The sequence below is a fragment of the Ochrobactrum sp. RH2CCR150 genome (genome assembly GCA_014138095.1).
In the GTDB taxonomy this organism is placed as follows: Bacteria; Pseudomonadota; Alphaproteobacteria; order Rhizobiales; family Rhizobiaceae; genus Brucella; species Brucella gambitense.
The window spans coordinates 1-1,277 of the sequence record JACGXE010000038.1; the positions used below are offsets into that span (position 1 = coordinate 1).

Below are 1,277 nucleotides of genomic sequence, written 5' to 3' on the forward strand. Positions count from 1 at the left end.
CCTTTGCGAGGGCATTATGTCCCTGCAGTTGCCGTTGAATGAGGTAGGTCAGATCGTTCGCCTTTTCGAGGACATGCCGCGTAGCGCTTTCGTTGTCGCCGACAAAATCGATAGCATCACAACCGCTCAATATAATGGAAGAGGCTGCGGCTCCGGAAAAAGTTAGGAACTGTCGTCGGGAAATATTCAGCTTGCTCATGGGTGCCTGTCCTCGTCTCTTTTCGGAAGATCAGCGCGATACCACCCGGAAATCATCGATCGCATTTCGTTGAACGGACCTGCCGCAAGCACCATCACGATATGAATGACGACGAATGCGCAAAGCAGGAAAACGGCTACAAAATGAAGAGTGCGGGCTGTCTGGCGTCCGCCGAGCCATTCCGCTAGCGGCAGTACGGCATCCATGCCGGGAGACATGGTCAGCCCCGTAATTATAACCATCGGGAAAAGTCCGAAAAAGACCACGCAGTAAGTCAGCTTCTGCATAGGATTGTATGTTTTCCGATGCTGAAAGCGAAACTTGAGATGGTTGAGAAAATCACTGGGTAGGCTTTGTATATCGAATGCAGATGGCAACAGCTCGTTCTTCAGATGCCCGTTCAGCAGACTGCCGACCAACCATAGCATGAGCGTGCCCACCAGAACCCAGGCGAAGAAAAAGTGAACAACACGTCCGGTTGCTAGGTCCCGATAGGACGGAATGGTCAATGCCGATGGAAATGCCTGATAGTCGGGAGCACTTGTGGTTCCTGATACGCCGAGAAAACCGATTGTCTGGAAGCTTTTGCCCAAGATGTCGACGCGACCTTCAGGGCCGCTTTCCCCATCGACGGCATAAATTGCCAGTACGGCATTATCATAGTCGAAACCGGATTCATTGCCGAGATAGAGCGTGGGGTGTGCGTTGAATATCTGTAGCCCTGAGAGCAGCAGAAAGAAGAGGCTTACAGCCCAAATCCAGTGTGTGAGGCGCGTCAGCAGACGCTGGCGATAAACGAGCTGTTTCATGATGTTGTGCTCCGGTAATTTGCCCGCCAATCCCAAGGGAAAACTGGCGGGCCAGAACAATTACTGAGGCTTTTTCATGGAGTCGGACTGCATCGCGTCCTGTTTCATGGCATCGCTCTTCATCGCTTTGTCGTCACGTTTCTTCATTTTCTTTTTTGTATCGCTATGCGTGGCGTCGCTTTTCATGGCGTCATGCTTGCCCATGGAATCCTTCTTCATAGTGTCAGACTTCATGGTGTCGGTTTTCATCGCGTCTTGCGCAAAAGAAA

General features: G+C 51.4%; 3 protein-coding genes. All 3 read right to left on the reverse strand.

From position 1 onward, the window contains the following. On the reverse strand, window positions 1–199 hold a 199-nt coding region (locus tag FHW03_RS25945), incomplete at its 3' end, for a twin-arginine translocation signal domain-containing protein (RefSeq protein WP_182523282.1). Next, complete coding sequence (locus FHW03_RS25950) at window positions 196–1,008, reverse strand: cytochrome b/b6 domain-containing protein (RefSeq protein WP_182523283.1); 813 nt, start codon at window positions 1,006–1,008, stop codon at window positions 196–198. The genes FHW03_RS25945 and FHW03_RS25950, both read right to left, overlap by 4 nt. A 60-nt stretch (window positions 1,009–1,068) precedes the next feature. Further along, window positions 1,069–1,277 (reverse strand): pentapeptide MXKDX repeat protein (locus FHW03_RS25955; RefSeq protein ID WP_182523284.1); only part of this gene is annotated, 209 nt, incomplete at its 5' end.